The 13,078-nt window shown below is 74.0% G+C and carries 18 protein-coding genes and 1 pseudogene; 6 read left to right on the top strand and 13 right to left on the bottom strand.

The annotated features are described in order from the left end of the window. Position 1: 1 nt before the first annotated feature. On the bottom strand, positions 2 to 622 hold the full coding sequence (locus H2038_RS09805) for a DUF2460 domain-containing protein (RefSeq protein WP_292112335.1): 621 nt from the start codon (positions 620 to 622) through the stop codon (positions 2 to 4). 91 nt (positions 623 to 713) lie between these two features. Between H2038_RS09805 and H2038_RS09800 the strand changes: the two genes are divergently transcribed. Continuing rightward, a complete protein-coding gene (locus H2038_RS09800) occupies positions 714 to 1,199 on the top strand; it encodes a DUF805 domain-containing protein (protein WP_292112332.1) in 486 nt (161 codons plus the stop codon). A 3-nt stretch (positions 1,200 to 1,202) separates the two neighbouring features. Here the strand turns inward: H2038_RS09800 and H2038_RS09795 are convergent, their stop codons facing one another. The 12 genes from H2038_RS09795 to H2038_RS09740 all read right to left on the bottom strand — a co-directional run bounded on the left by H2038_RS09795 (position 1,203) and on the right by H2038_RS09740 (position 7,399). Continuing rightward, positions 1,203 to 1,730: a phage tail tape measure C-terminal domain-containing protein gene (locus H2038_RS09795; RefSeq protein WP_292112329.1), complete on the bottom strand. Its 528-nt coding sequence runs from the start codon at positions 1,728 to 1,730 to the stop codon at positions 1,203 to 1,205. Continuing rightward, on the bottom strand, positions 1,723 to 1,899 hold the full coding sequence (locus tag H2038_RS09790; protein ID WP_292112325.1) for a phage tail assembly chaperone: 177 nt from the start codon (positions 1,897 to 1,899) through the stop codon (positions 1,723 to 1,725). Before H2038_RS09790 ends, H2038_RS09795 begins: the two co-directional genes overlap by 8 nt. Continuing rightward, positions 1,896 to 2,186, bottom strand: a complete 291-nt coding sequence (locus H2038_RS09785) for a GTA-gp10 family protein (RefSeq protein ID WP_292112322.1) — start codon at positions 2,184 to 2,186, stop codon at positions 1,896 to 1,898. Before H2038_RS09785 ends, H2038_RS09790 begins: the two co-directional genes overlap by 4 nt. Continuing rightward, positions 2,183 to 2,596, bottom strand: a complete 414-nt coding sequence (locus tag H2038_RS09780) for a phage major tail protein, TP901-1 family (RefSeq protein ID WP_292112319.1) — start codon at positions 2,594 to 2,596, stop codon at positions 2,183 to 2,185. Before H2038_RS09780 ends, H2038_RS09785 begins: the two co-directional genes overlap by 4 nt. Before the next feature lie 11 nt (positions 2,597 to 2,607). Continuing rightward, a complete protein-coding gene (locus H2038_RS09775; protein WP_292112316.1) occupies positions 2,608 to 3,003 on the bottom strand; it encodes a DUF3168 domain-containing protein in 396 nt (131 codons plus the stop codon). Continuing rightward, a complete protein-coding gene (locus H2038_RS09770; RefSeq protein WP_292112313.1) occupies positions 3,000 to 3,293 on the bottom strand; it encodes a phage head-tail adapter protein in 294 nt (97 codons plus the stop codon). Before H2038_RS09770 ends, H2038_RS09775 begins: the two co-directional genes overlap by 4 nt. Then, positions 3,290 to 3,556, bottom strand: a complete 267-nt coding sequence (locus H2038_RS09765; protein ID WP_292112310.1) for a head-tail connector protein — start codon at positions 3,554 to 3,556, stop codon at positions 3,290 to 3,292. Before H2038_RS09765 ends, H2038_RS09770 begins: the two co-directional genes overlap by 4 nt. Before the next feature lie 84 nt (positions 3,557 to 3,640). After that, positions 3,641 to 4,861, bottom strand: coding sequence for a phage major capsid protein (locus tag H2038_RS09760; RefSeq protein WP_292112307.1), 1,221 nt, complete (start codon positions 4,859 to 4,861; stop codon positions 3,641 to 3,643). A gap of 14 nt (positions 4,862 to 4,875) precedes the next feature. After that, entirely contained in the window at positions 4,876 to 5,358 is a 483-nt protein-coding gene (locus H2038_RS09755) for an HK97 family phage prohead protease (RefSeq protein ID WP_292112304.1), read from the bottom strand. Further along, positions 5,355 to 5,579, bottom strand: coding sequence for a hypothetical protein (locus H2038_RS09750; protein WP_292112301.1), 225 nt, complete (start codon positions 5,577 to 5,579; stop codon positions 5,355 to 5,357). Before H2038_RS09750 ends, H2038_RS09755 begins: the two co-directional genes overlap by 4 nt. A 1-nt stretch (position 5,580) precedes the next feature. After that, positions 5,581 to 6,738 carry a phage portal protein gene (locus tag H2038_RS09745; protein WP_292112297.1) on the bottom strand — a complete coding sequence of 386 codons (1,158 nt, stop codon included), beginning with the start codon at positions 6,736 to 6,738 and terminating at the stop codon, positions 5,581 to 5,583. Positions 6,739 to 6,910: 172 nt separating this feature from the next. Continuing rightward, positions 6,911 to 7,399 (bottom strand): YcgN family cysteine cluster protein, encoded by a 489-nt coding sequence (locus tag H2038_RS09740; protein WP_292112508.1) that lies wholly within the window; start codon positions 7,397 to 7,399, stop codon positions 6,911 to 6,913. 37 nt (positions 7,400 to 7,436) lie between these two features. On the opposite strand from H2038_RS09740, the gene H2038_RS09735 reads away from it, so the two are divergent. The 5 genes and pseudogenes from H2038_RS09735 to H2038_RS09715 all read left to right on the top strand — a co-directional run. Then, a complete protein-coding gene (locus H2038_RS09735; RefSeq protein WP_292112294.1) occupies positions 7,437 to 9,251 on the top strand; it encodes an ABC-F family ATP-binding cassette domain-containing protein in 1,815 nt (604 codons plus the stop codon). A gap of 618 nt (positions 9,252 to 9,869) precedes the next feature. After that, complete coding sequence (locus H2038_RS09730; protein WP_292112291.1) at positions 9,870 to 10,913, top strand: ABC transporter substrate-binding protein; 1,044 nt, start codon at positions 9,870 to 9,872, stop codon at positions 10,911 to 10,913. Then, the gene (locus H2038_RS09725; protein WP_292112289.1) at positions 10,906 to 11,682 is read left to right on the top strand and encodes an ATP-binding cassette domain-containing protein; all 777 of its coding nucleotides are present in this window, start codon (positions 10,906 to 10,908) and stop codon (positions 11,680 to 11,682) included. The genes H2038_RS09730 and H2038_RS09725 overlap by 8 nt, the downstream gene beginning before the upstream one ends. Beyond that, positions 11,679 to 12,431 carry an ABC transporter permease gene (locus tag H2038_RS09720; RefSeq protein ID WP_292112286.1) on the top strand — a complete coding sequence of 251 codons (753 nt, stop codon included), beginning with the start codon at positions 11,679 to 11,681 and terminating at the stop codon, positions 12,429 to 12,431. The genes H2038_RS09725 and H2038_RS09720 overlap by 4 nt, the downstream gene beginning before the upstream one ends. 72 nt (positions 12,432 to 12,503) lie before the next feature. Beyond that, positions 12,504 to 13,078, top strand: a pseudogene (locus H2038_RS09715) (hypothetical protein); the annotation flags it as partial.

The following is a 13,078-nucleotide window of genomic DNA, read 5'->3' as shown; positions in this document are numbered from 1 at the left end:
CTCACACCCGGACCTCGATCAGCGGCACGGCCGCCATCCGCCCCGCCCCGAAACTCTCCAGCGTCACCTCGATGCGGTCGGAGTCGAACCGCACCGGGACGTCGAACTCGAAGCCCGCCGTCACCACCGCCCCCGCCGGAGGCGGCTCCTCCAGCGTCACCTGCCCGGCGACCGGATCGAGGTCGAACGCCGCGGTCTCCACCCCGCCGACCGCGACCCGCACCGTCCCCGACACCGGCTTGTCGATGCGTCGCTCGAAGCCGTCCGCCTCGCCGTAGCGCTTCACGAGCTGGAAGAGGGTGCGCGCGCCGTCCCCCTCGCCCAGCGGCTGGTCGGTCGGCCGGGGCGTCGCCCCCGGCGCACACGACCGGAAGTCGGCGAAGTCCCGGAAGCGGAAGCCGTAGAGGCGGCCGCGACGCGCCTCGAAGAAGGCGGTCAGCGCCGCCATGTCGTCGAGGGAGCGCAGGCTCGCCCCGATCAGGTAGCGCCGCCGTCCCGCCGACCACGGGGTGGACCGCCGCTCATGGCCGGAGGCGAGGGTGACGATCTCCGTCCGCCGTTCCACCCCGCCCGTGGAGCCGAACGCCAGCCGCGCCGGCAGCCTGACCTCATGGAAGCCCATGCGCTGTCTCCTCCGACCTGGCTGCTCGTCGCTTGTCCATTGACCGTCGTTCGTCCATCCTCCCTGCTTCGCGCGCGTCAGGGAGGGCCGCATGACCACGGAACCGTCGACTCAGATCCAGGCGTTCGACTGGAAGCACCTGTTCTTCTCGTTCGAGGGCCGCATCCGCCGGTCCCACTTCTGGATTGGGTGGCTCGTCTGCCTCGGCGCCGGCGTGGTGGCGGGCTGGCTCCCGTTCATCGGCGCGGTCATTTCGATCGCCCTGATCTGGCCGAACCTGGCGATCACCGTGAAGCGGCTTCACGACATGGGTCACACCGGCTGGCTGGCCGCGATCCCGTGGGCGGTGGGGATCGTGGGGACGATCGTCGCCTTCAGCATGATGGGCTTCAGCGCCATCATGAACGCCTCGGCCCTCGAGAACGAGGACCCCGCCGCCATCCTCGCGCTGATCGGCCCGGCGTTCGGCCTGTTCGCGCTCATGGCCCTCGTCGGCCTCGGCTTCCTGCTCTGGATCGGCCTCACCGACAGCCAGCGGGGCGACAACCGCTTCGGCCCGAACCCCAAGGGCTTCTGACCGCTACAGCCGGCGCGCGCCCAGTCTGACGGCGCGCGCCAGCATCTGGGCGATCTGGGCCTCGGACCGCAGCAGAGCCGGGACGCCGCCGTCGACGGAGACATTCACCGTCACCGCCCCGCCGGGCGTCACCGGCTCGACCGAGCCGGGGGCCAGCGGCCGGAACACTTCCGGGCCGCGCTCGCCGACCAGATAGCTGCCGCCGCCGGCCACCCCGCCGCCGTCGGCGCGGCTGCCGGCGAACAGTCCGCCCACCGCCCCGGCGATGGCCGCCGACAGCCCGCCCTTGGCCCCCGCGCCGGCGTTCATGGCGGCCAGCACCGCCCGCGCCAGATCGGCCAGCGACAGCTCCCCGTCCGACGCCGCGCGCGCCAGCGATCGCGCCAGGCTCTCGCCCGCCCGCCCGAAGGCGCTCTCGATCGCCTCGGCCGCGCGCTCCGCCGGCTCCCTCAGCCCCTCCAGCGCCGCCGCCGCCTCCGCCGCCTGCGTCGGCAGCGCCCGCAGCGCCTCGCCCGGCTCCCCCTCATCCATCCGGCCACGCCTCCGCCAGTCGTTCGAACTCGGTCCGCGCCATCGGGGCCGCCGCTCCCGGCGGCGCCGAGAGCATGCGCCACTCCTTCAGGGAGAGCCGCCAGAACGCCTCGGGCGGCAGCCCGCGGAGAGCCGCCGCGCGCAGCATCCCGGCCCAGGGCGTCCTCATCCCCCCGCCGCCGCGAAGGCCGTGGCGATCGCCTCCGCGGCCGCGCGCGGATCGATCGCCGCCCCCTCCACGCCCTCCGCCAGACCGGCCTCGCCGCCGCCCCGCAGCAGGGCGGCCAGAACGACCGCCAGATCCCGCGCCGAGGGCTGGCGCAGCCGGTCGGCGAGGTCGCCCACGCCCTCCAGCCCCAGCGCCGTCTCGATCTCGGCCAGGGCCCCCAGCGTCACGCAAAGCCGTCGCCTCGCCCCGGCCAGCTCGACCTCCACCTCCCCGCGGACCCCGTTCACGCGAGCGCCTCGAAGGACACCTCGCCCGCGCTCGCCAGGCTGATGGCGAAGCTCGCCTCGCCCTCATGCTCGCCGGCGTATTCCAGCGCCGCGACCAGGAACGGCCCCTCCAGCTGCCCGAAGTCCGGCAGGATCAGCCGCCAGCGCCGCGCCGCCTGGTCGAAGAACGCCTCGCGGATCAGCGCGTCCGACGCCGCGTCGCGGAACACCCCCTGCCCGCTCACCGCCGCCGACTTCACCCCGGCCCCCGCCAGAAGCTCGCGCCATCGCCCGGCGCTGTCGCCGTCCGTGGCGTCGACCGTCCGCGCGTTCAGCGCGATCGTCCGCGCCCGCAGCCCCGCCACGGTCACATAGGTCCCCGGCGTGTCCTCGATCTTCAGCAGGATGTCCCTGCCCCGCTGCGCCGCCATGCTCGCCTCCGTCAGATGCTCTCGGTCGCGGCGCGCACCCGCATCACCGCATGGACGCGGCGCCCGGACGGGGAGGGCCAGACATCGGCGAACCGCACACCCACGTCGACCGTGCGCACCCCGTCCGCCGTCAGGACCGCTCCGGACAGACAGGCCCGCACCGCCGCGACCACCGCCTTGGCCTCCTCGGTCCCCTGGAACCGCGACACCGCCCTCAGGGTGAGGACGTGTTCGAAACCGCCGCCGTCCGGAGCCGGCCGGCATTCGCTGCGGGCGATCACCAGATGCGGATGCCCGGGGCTGCCGGGCGCCGCATCCCAGACGCGGTCGCCCAGCAGGGCCGAGACCCCGGGGTCCGCGCGCAACCGCGCGATCAACGCCTTCTGCAGCGCCAGTTCGTGGCTCATCGCGCCCGCTCCAGGCCCAGGATCGCCCGGCCGCCGACGGTCTCGGTCGCGCGGATGCGCCAGTCCGCCCCGCCGAAGCGCAGCACCCGCCCGTCCTCCAGCCGGACGTCGGCGCGGGTCTCCGCGGTCACCGCCTCGATGGTCTCCTGCGCGCCGCCCTCGATCCGCTCGCGCCGCCGCCGCGGCCCCAGCCTGAGCCAGGCCCAGCCCAGCGGCTCGTAGGAGACGCTGCGCCCGCCCCAGGGCGTCTCCGCCTCGAGCGGCTCCAGCAGCTCGGCCAGCGTCCTCACAGCCGCACCGGCCGGTAGGGCGCGATCCAGGCCTCGACCGGCCGGATCGGCATCTCGCGCTCCTCGCGCTCATAGGCCCGCAGCACCAGCATCAGCACCGCCAGCCGCAGGGGCGCCGGCGAGGCGCCGTCCAGCGTCGCCCCGACCTCCCCCTCGATCCGCGCCTTGGCCGCATCGATCAGCGTCTGGATCAGCGCGTCCTCCGCGTCGTGCTCGACGCGCAGGAACAGTCTCGCCTCGGCGAGCGTCACCGGTGCGGTCATCGGAACCACCTCGCATGTGAGGGGGCGGAAGGCGCGGGACGGCGGGGCATCCTTCCGCCGCGTCGCCTGCCGCCGGCCGCGGCCTCAGCTGGCCGCGAACTTCATCACCTTCAGCGCATCGAAGTCCTGCACCCCGCCGCCGACGCGACGGGTCGTGTAGAACAGCACATAGGGCTTGGCGGAGTAGGGGTCGCGCAGCACCCGCACGCCGGCGCGGTCCACGATCAGATAGCCGCGGCGGAAGTCGCCGAAGGCGATCGCCGGCGTGTCCGCGGCGATGTCGGGCATGGTCTCGATCTCGGTGACCGGATAGCCCAGCAGGCTCGCGGTGTCCCCGGCGCGCTGGGCCGGCTGCCAGATGTAGTTGCCGTCCGCGTCCTTGAACTTGCGCACGGCGGAAACCGTGCGCCGGTTCATCACGAAGCGGGCGTTGGGCCGGTAGCGCGCCTTCGGCGCATAGACCAGGTCGATCAGCCGGTCGGTCGGCGCCTCGCCGGGGAAGGCCCCCGGCGCGCCGGAGGCGACGTAGCCGATCTCGCCCCACGTCTGGCCGCCGTCCTCCACCAGGTCGTAGTCGAGGAAGCCGCGCGGCTTGTGCGCGCCGTCGCCGTTGACGAAGGCCTCCGTCTCCTGGGCGGCGAAGGCGTCCTCCACCTCGGCCGCCAGCCACTCGTCGAGGTCGACGAGGGCGTCGTCGAGCAGGGTCTGGGTCGCCGCCGGGCAGGCGTAGAGATCCGCCGAGGGGAACTCCAGCAGCGCCAGGGTGGCGGGGTCGGTCTCCGGACGGGCGGCGGTCTCCGCCACCCAGCCCGAGCCCACGCCGGCGATCGACACCGGCTTGCGGAACACCCCGGCGGCGATCGTGCGCACCGTCGAGATCTCCCGCATCGGCGACCCCGCCATCAGCCGGCGCTCGATGGCCCGCTCGGTCTGCTCGGGCGTGACGTAACCGCCCGAATTGGGCGCGGTCGACAGCCCCGCCTTCAGCTCCAGCCCGACGCCGGTGCGCAGGTAGCTGTCGAAGGCCGCCTTCGTCTCGTCCGGCGCCGCCGAGGCCGCGTCGGCGGCGCCGAGCCCGGGCCGCCGCGCCTCGCTGGCCACCCGGTCCAGCCGCGCCTGGGCGGCCGCCACCGCCCTGTCGATGCGCGCCACCTTCTCCTCCAGCAGCGCATCCGCCGACGCCTTGCGCTCGATCTCCTCCAGCCGCGCGTCATTGGCGCCCTTGAAGGCCTCGAAGGCGGCCATCATCTCGTGCAGCGCGGCGCGCGCCTCCGGCGTGGCCGGGGCCTGTTTGGTCTCTTTCATGGTGTCTCCGCTTGTCAGGAACCGCCGGCGGCGGTCAGGCTCCGGGGCAGACCCGCGCGCCCCGGCGTCTCCTCGTCAGGCGCGTCGACGGTGAACCGCGCGCCCGGCAGCATCGGGAAGGTCACCAGCGACACCTCCCACAGGTCGACCTCGACCAGCACCCGCAGGGGCCCGGCGCGCCGCGCCCGCACGGTCCGGAAGCCGATCGACAGCCCGTCCAGCGCGCCCGCGCGCGCCAGCGCTCCGGCGAACCGCGCCCCGGCCGACCAGTCCGCGATGCGCCCCCGCACGCGCAGGCCCCGGCCGTCCTCCCGGATCTCGTCCCAGACCCCCACTACCGCGCCGCTGTCGTGCTGGTGCAGCATCCGCACCCCGCCGGCGCCGGTCCGCTGCAGGGCCGCCGCGAAGGCGCCCCGCGCGGCCACGTCGCGGTTCAGGTCGGCCACGCCCCACAGCGAGGCGTAGCCGACGATCGGCAGCTCGCCGCCGCCGCTCACCGCCCCTCCTCCAGTCGCCGTTCGATCCGCGCCATCGCCGCTCGGGCGGCCTCGCCCTGCGCCTCGAGCCGGGCGAGCCGTTCGGCCACCAGCCGCTGCTCGCCGATCCGCTCCTCCAGCGCCGCGATCCGCGCTGCGGCGCCGCCGGCCCACACCAGGCCCGTCAGCGTCTGCGCCGCCAGCACGGCGGCCAGCGCCGCCGGAATCATCGGCCGCTCCATCTCAGCCCTCCACCCCGGCCAGCCGGCGCCGCTCGTCCTCGGACAGGAAGCTGGCGGCGTTCAGCCGCGCCCACAGCGCCTCCCGCTCCGGCTGCAGCGCCGGCAGGGCCTCCAGATCGGCCTCGATGCGGACGCCCTCGAACCGGCCGCCCAGCCACCCGGTCAGGGCGGCCGCGGTCTTGCGCGCCAGCGGCACCACCGTCCCGCGCCAGAAGGCGACGTTCGCCTCGCGATAGTTGGCGTAGGTGGCGTCGCCGGGGATGCCCAGCAGCTGCGGCGGAACGCCGAAGGCCAGGGCGATCTCCCGGGCCGCGGCGTGCTTGCCGGCGATGAAATCCATGTCCGCCGGCGTCCAGCTCATCGGCTTCCAGTCCAGCCCGCCGTCGAGGATCATCGGCCGCCCCGCATTGGCCGCGCCGGCGTGGACGGCGTCGACCTGCGTCCTCAGCGCCTCGAACTGCTCCGCGGTCAGCCCCTCGCCGTCGCGCGTGGCGTACACCAGCGCCCCGCTGGGGCGGGCGGCGTTGTCCAGCAGCGCCTTGTTCCAGGCTCCGGAGGCGTTGTGCACGTCGATGGCGAAGGCCGCCGCCTCCAGCGGCGAGAAGCCGTAGTGGTCGTCCGTCGGGTGAAACAGCTTCAGGTGCAGCAGCGGCAGCCAGCCGTCGGCGGCGCGGCCGATCCGCACCGAGCGCCCGTCCACGGAATAGACATAGGCCTCCGGCCAGCCGCTGCGTCCGGGGACCACCTGCATCCGGTCGGGCCGCAGCGCCCACAGCTCGTCCGGCTCGGCCTCTCCGGCCGCCTCCACATAGGCGTTGCCCGCGGTCTGCAGCGCGCCATAGACCGCCTCGAGGAACTCCACCCCGCCCTGCTCCGGGTTCGGCCGCGTCAGCAGACGCGCCAGCGGATGGTCATCGGTGCGGGCGCCGTCGACGAACACCGCCAGCGGCGTCGCCGCGGCCGCCTCGGCGATCATGCGGATGCAGCGATAGGCGACCGCATTGCGCCCGAACCCCTCGGTGGCGAGGGTCGTATAGTCGCGGGGCGTCCACCGCGGCCGCCCGGCGCTCGTGAAGGCCACCAGCGGGCCGGTCCGGCTGTCCTTGCTTTCGGGCGCAGCGATGCGCCGCCGGCCGAACGGCCGTCGCCAGTCCCACATGCTCGCCTCCGGGAAGAGTCCCCGGCGCCCGGCCCGTCACCCGCGGCGCCCGACCCCTTTCCGGGGCCATGGCGCAACTATGCGGCGCCAGCGTCAGAGCGTGGACGTCTGCGGATCGTTTTTCACAAGCGCCTGTATTCCGGCGGCTTGCTCCCGGGAGCACGGCCGGAAGTTAATCTTCGCGGCCACGCTCCGCCTTCCATTCGGGCGCCTCGAAGTCCAGCGCGTCCTCCGGCTCCCGCAGCGCCGTTTCCGATACGGTCTGGCCGCGCACCGACACGCCGGCGGCGTGCACCGTCTCGCGGCTCCCCGACACCAGCGGATGCCAGCTGGCCAGCGGCCGTCCCTCGTGGATGCGGCGGTAGGCGCACGACTTCGGCATCCACTCCAGCGCCTCGATGTTCCACGGCGTCAGCTTGATGCAGTCGGGCACGTGCTCGCGCCGGTTGGCGTAGTCCGAACAGGTGCAGCGCACCGGATCGAACAGCTTGCAGTGCACCCGCGTGGGGATGACCTCGCCGCTGTCCTCGTCCTCGAACCGGACCAGACAGCACAGGCCGCACCCGTCGCACAGGCTCTCCCACTGCTCGCGGGTCATCTGGTCCAGCCTGCGGGTTTCCCAGAAGGGCTTGGACCCGGGGTCTCTACGCTCTACATCCACGCCCTCCCCATACCCTTCCTCCCGGCCGAAAGCACCCATGGCTGCGCGCCCGCCCCTCGTCGCCCTCAAGGACATCCGCCTGCAGGACGGCCCCCGGCCCCTCTTCGAGGGCGTCGACATGGCCATCGAGCCGCGCAGCCGCGCCGCCCTGGTCGGCCGCAACGGCGCCGGCAAGTCGACCCTGATGAAGCTGGTCATGGGTCTGATCGACGCCGACGCGGGCGACCGTTCGGTCCAGGCGGGGACCCGCTTCGCCTATGTGCCCCAGGAGCCGGTGATCACCGGCGAGACCCTGCTCGACTACGCCGCCTCCGGCGACGCCGAGCGCTGGACCGCCGAAGCCTGGCTGACCACCTTCGGGCTCGACCCCGCCAAGCCGGCCGTGAACCTCTCCGGCGGCGAGATCCGCCGCGCCGCCCTCGCCAGGGCGTTCGCGGAGGAGCCGGATCTCCTGCTGCTGGACGAGCCCACCAACCACCTCGACATTCTCGCGATCGAGAAGCTGGAGGCGGAGCTGCTGTCCGCCCGCTTCGCCGTCCTGCTGGTCAGCCACGACCGCGCCTTCCTCAACCGCGTCACCCAGGTCGTCCACTGGCTCGAGGGCCGGCGCGTCCGCACCCTCGACAAGAGCTTCGCGGCCTTCGACGAATGGTCGGCCAAGGTCATGGAGGAGGAGGCCGAGTCCCTCCGGCGTCTGACGAAGAAGATCGAGGCCGAGACCTACACCTTCTACCGCTCCATCACCGCCCAGCGAACCCGCAACGAGGGCCGCGCCCGCGCCCTCCAGGCCCTGCGCGCCGAGCGGGCCGAGCGGGTGCGCGACCTGCCGCGCGAGCTGAACCTCGGCGTCGACTCCGGCGCCGCCTCCGGCAAGCTGGTCGCCGACGTGAAGGGCGTGTCGAAGGCGTTCGGCGAGCGCACGGTCATCAAGCCCTTCACCACCCGGGTGATCCGCGGCGACCGCCTCGCCATCGTCGGCCCCAACGGGGCCGGCAAGACCACCCTGGTGAAGATCCTGCTCGGCGAGCTCGAGCCCGACGCCGGCTCCGTTCGCCTCGGCGCCAACCTGGAGCCCGTCTACCTCGACCAGTCCCGCGAGGGGCTGAGGTCCGACATGAGCCTGTGGGACGCGCTGACGCCCGGCGGCGGCGACTCCATCCTCGTGCGCGGCCGCTCCATGCACGTCGCCGCCTATGCGAAGGACTTCCTGTTCCAGGAAAGCCAGCTGAAGCAGCCGATCTCCACCCTTTCGGGCGGCGAGCGCAACCGTCTGCTGCTGGCCCGGGCCCTCGCCAGGCCGGCCAACCTGCTGGTGCTCGACGAGCCCACCAACGACCTCGACATGGACACCCTCGACAAGCTCGAGGAGCTGCTCGAAAGCTACGACGGCACCCTGATCCTGGTCAGCCACGACCGCGACTTCGTCGACCGGCTCGCCACCTCCACCATCGCCCTCAACGGACAGGGCGACATCGTTGAGACGCCCGGAGGCTGGACCGACTTCATCCGCCAGAACCCCGGCTTCCTCTCGCCCCCGCCGACCGGCGGCGCGGACTCCCCGAAGTCCGGACCCTCCCCCGACGCGCCCGCGACGCCCGCGCCGCGCAAGGCGGCCGCCAAGCTGTCCTACAAGGACGCCCGGCGTCTTGAGGAGCTGGAGGGGCTGATGGAGACCCTGCCCGGCCGGATCGAAGCCTTCGACGCCGCCCTGGCCGATCCCGACCTCTACGCGCGCGATCCCGCCGCCTTCCAGCGCGCCATGAGCGGCGCCGCCGAGGCCCGCGCGGCGCTGGAGGCGGCGGAGCTGGAATGGCTCGAACTCGAGGAAAAGAAGGCGGCCCTTGCCGGCTGACAGCCTCGGCCGGCGCGCCGGGGCTGTTTCTGTGGAAAACTCAAGCCGCTGATCCGGAACACGGAACAGCGATCGCCCACAGAAATGCACAGGATTATCCACCGGAGCGGCGGCGATTCCTCACAGCCGGCCATTCCGGGGCGCTTGCCTCATAGCGGCTTTCGTCGGAACGTCAACGGGCCGAGGGACACGGCGGCGCGGAAAACCGGGGAGACCCGGGGCTCAAGGCGAACCGGCCCGGCTCTCTGACCCGATGCTACGGGGGGTCTACGACCTTAACGTGCGGGGGGCAGGATCAAGGCCCGACGGGCTTTCGAAGGCTTCGGCCGGAGAACGCCTCGAGGGAACCGGATCGGGATCGAAGGACGGCGCAGGGCTTCGACCTTGCGGAACGCCGGAGACCAGGAGCGCGACAGGATACAGCCGACCGTCACCGGGGTTCGCCCTGCTGACGCCGAGGCCAGGGTCCGAACCTCAATGGCCAAGTCCAACCCGGACTTGGCGAGGGGACGGAGAAAACCGGTTCGCCGGGGCTCTTCGTCCCCTCGCTCAATTCCGGCGCACGGCGACCCGCCCCGCGCCCTTCCCTTCCCCGGACCCTCGCCCTAAACCATGGCCATGGACCGACGCGGGAATCGCCCCTTTACGCTGGATCGCCGCGCCGTCCTCGCCGGAGCCGGGGCCGCGACCGCCGCTGCCCTCGCCGGCTGCGCCGATTCCGCCGTCGAGCCGGACGCCGACGGCCGCATCCGCCTGCGGTTCGCCACCGACTGGCGGGCCCAGGCCGAACACGGCGGCTTCTACCAGGCCCTCGCCTCCGGCGCCTACGAGCGCCGTGGCCTGAATGTCGAGATCATCCAGGGCGGGCCCGGGGTGAACGTGCCCCAGCTGCTCGCGTCCAATGCGGTCGAGCTCGGCATGGGCTCCAACAGCTTCATCACCATGAACCTGGTCGCCGAGGGCGCGCCGGTGAAGGCCGTCGCGGCCTTCTTCCAGAAGGATCCCCAGGTCCTCATCGCCCATCCGGACCCGTCGCTGGAGTCCATCGCCGACCTCGCGGGCCGGCCGATCCTGCTCGCCGACGCCTCGATCGACGCCTTCTGGGTCTGGCTGAAGGCGCGCTACGGCTTCACCGACGACCAGGTGCGCAAGTACACCTTCAACGTCGCGCCCTTCCTCGCGGACCCCCGCGCGGTGCAGCAGGGCTACCTGACCTCCGAACCCTATACGATCCGCAAGGTGGCGGGCTTCGAGCCGAAGGTCTTCCTGCTGGCGGACGAGGGCTACCCTTCCTACGCCACCATGGTGCTGGCCCCGAACGCCTTCGCCCGCGACAACGCCGGGGCCCTGCGCAGCTTCATCGCCGCCTCCGCCGAAGGGTGGCGCGACTACATCCAGGGCGACGGCAAGGCCGCCGACGCCCTGATCCGCCAGGCCAATCCCGAGATGACCCAGGACGTGCTCGACCAGGCCCGCGAGAAGCTCAAGGCGAACGGCATCGTCGACGGCGGCGACGCCGCCCTCTACGGCCTGGGGACCATGACCGAGGAGCGCTGGCGGGCCTTCTTCGAGGTCACCTCTGAGGCCGGCGTCTATCCGCCGAACCTCGACTGGCGGCAGGCCTTCACCACCCAGTACCTGCCCGGCCGCGGCCGTGGCTGACCAGGGCGCGGCGGCGACGGCGGCGCTGCGCGGCGCCGTGGTTCGCTATCCGGGCGGCGGGGGCTCCATCGGCCCGATCGACCTGACCGTGGCCCCGGGCGAAATCCTGGCCATCGTCGGCGCCTCCGGGGCCGGAAAGTCGACCACCCTCCGGCTGCTGGCCGGCCTCGAGGCGGCCGCCGAGGGCGAGGTCCGCACGCCGCCCGCGGGGCGCGCCGCCTTCGTCTTCCAGGCGCCCACCCTGATGCCCTGGGCCGGCGCCTGCGCCAACGTCGCCCTTCCGCTGGAGCTGCAGGGCCTGCCCCGCGCCGAGGCCCGCGCCCGCGCCGCGGCGGCCCTCGCCGCGGTGGGCCTCGGCGACCGTCTGGCGGCGCGGCCGCGTCAGCTCTCCGGCGGCATGGCCATGCGGGTGTCCCTCGCGCGCGCGCTGGTCATCCAGCCCGACCTCCTGCTCCTCGACGAGCCCTTCGCGGCGCTCGACAGCGTCACCCGGCGACGCCTCATCGAGGACCTCCACCGGCTGTGGGCGGCGCGCGAGCCCCGCCCGTCCATCGTCTTCGTGACCCACGACGTCGAGGAAGCGGCCTACTTCGCCGGTCGCTCCGTGGTGCTGGACGCCGCGACCGGTCGCGTGGCCGCGGCCCGGCTCCACCCCGGCGTCCTGCCCCGGCCGGAGGGCTGGCGGGCTGACCCGGGCTTCCGGAGCGCCGTCGAGGATCTGACCGCCGCGCTCGCCGCCGCCATGCCCGCCCGACCGGAGGCCGCGTGAGCCGCCTCCTGCCGCCCCTGCTGCTGGCCGTCCTGCTTCTCGCCGGCTGGGAAGCCGCCTGCCGCGCGCTGCAGGTTCCCGTCTACCTGCTCCCGCCGCCCAGCGCCGTCGCCCTCGCCCTGCTACAGCGCGCCCCCGTCCTCGCGGGCTCGGCGCTGCAGACTTTCTGGATGGCGCTCCAGGCGCTCGCCGTCGCCGCCCTCGTCGGCGGCGGTCTGGCGTTCGCCATATCGATGAACCGGCTCGCGGAGAGCGCCGTCCGCCCGCTCGCGGTGGCCGTCCAGGTCACCCCTGTCGTGGCGATCGCGCCGCTGGCGCTGATCTGGGCCGGACTCGACCACCCCGACCGCGCCGTCGTCGGCCTGGCGGCGGCCGTGGCCTTCTTTCCGATCTTCTCCGGCGTCCTCACCGGCCTCAGGTCCGCCGACCCGGACCTCGAGCGGCTGTTCGACCTCTACGGCGCGCCGCCGCACCAGCGGCTGTGGCGCCTGCGGCTTCCCTCGGCGCTTCCCTTCATCCTCGAAGGCGTCCGCGTCGCCGCCGGTCTGGCGGTGATCGGCGCCGTCGTGGCCGAGTTCGTCTCCGGCTCCGGCGCCACCCAGGGTCTGGCCTGGCGCCTGCTCGAGGCGGGCAACCGCCTCCGCACCGCCGACATGCTCGCCGCCCTCGCCTGCCTGATGGCCATGGGCCTCGCGCTGAACGGCCTGGTCGCGCTTGTGGAAAGACGGGTGCGGGCGCGGCTCGCCTGAGCCGCCGTTAGCTGCGGGTTAAGCTCAGGCCGCCTAGGCTTCGCTGTCCAGCATCCCCAGCCGGAGCCGCCCGTGCGCCGCCGTCCTCGTCTGACCCGCGGTATCGCCGCCGCCGCCGCCCTCGCCGGCGGACTCGCCCTGTGCGGCGCGGCGTCCGCGCAGCAGGCGTCCGGCGCCGACGCAGGGCTCCGCTACCTGTCCTGGCCCGGCCGGACGGCGACCCCGACGCAGGAGCCGCCGACGGCGGCCGCCGAGCCGGCCCGCCGCGATCTCCGCCGGCCCAACCGGGTCATTCCGCATGGCGGCGCCGCCCGGCCGGGGCTCACGCCCGCGCCGGGAGCCGCGCGGCGGACCCTGACGCCCGCCTCCGCCTGGCTTCATCCGCAGCCGGCCCCCGCCGTGCAGCCGACGCCGCCCGCTCCGGCGGCGCCCGCCCAACCGGCTCCCGCTCCGGCTCCGGCTCCCGCCCCGGCCTACATCGCCGATCGCGGCGGCCAGCCGGCCCCGGCGGCCGTCGTTGCGCCGCCCGCGCCCGCGCCGGCTCCCGGGAACGATCCGATGGCCCCGCGCCGCGACGCCCCGATCTTCCGCCTCCGGCCCGCCGCCGCCGCCGCTCCGGCGGCCGACGCGCCCGCCCCGGCCCACGC

Source organism: Brevundimonas sp. (genome assembly GCF_013912005.1).
Classification (GTDB): domain Bacteria; phylum Pseudomonadota; class Alphaproteobacteria; order Caulobacterales; family Caulobacteraceae; genus Brevundimonas.
Note: the sequence above shows the minus strand (reverse complement) of the source record. Positions and strands in the feature narration are given on the sequence as shown.